Genomic DNA, 231 nt, shown 5'->3' with positions numbered 1-231 from the left:
AAGCAGGACAACATCCGCCTGCACGAGGAGCTCGCCGCCCGGCTCGACGAGATCAACGAGAAGAACCGCCAGCTCGAGGAGGCGGTCGGCCAGCTCGAGACCATGGCCGCGACCGACCCGCTGACGGGGCTGCTCAACCGCCGGGCGTTTCAGCAGACCGTGGAGCGGAGCTTCGCCGAGGCGAGGCGGCACGCGCACGACGCGGCGTGCGTGATGATCGACCTCGACGGG

At 70.1% G+C, this 231-nt stretch carries 1 protein-coding gene; it reads left to right on the top strand.

Translation table 11 applies throughout. The features are described 5' to 3' along the window. Positions 1–231: GGDEF domain-containing protein (locus tag R0J92_RS27215; protein ID WP_411053978.1), on the top strand; the 231-nt coding region annotated here is incomplete at both ends.

The sequence above is a fragment of the Tritonibacter sp. SIMBA_163 genome, assembly GCF_046535935.1.
GTDB lineage: Bacteria > Pseudomonadota > Alphaproteobacteria > Rhodobacterales > Rhodobacteraceae > Epibacterium > Epibacterium scottomollicae.
Note: the sequence above shows the minus strand (reverse complement) of the source record. Positions and strands in the feature narration are given on the sequence as shown.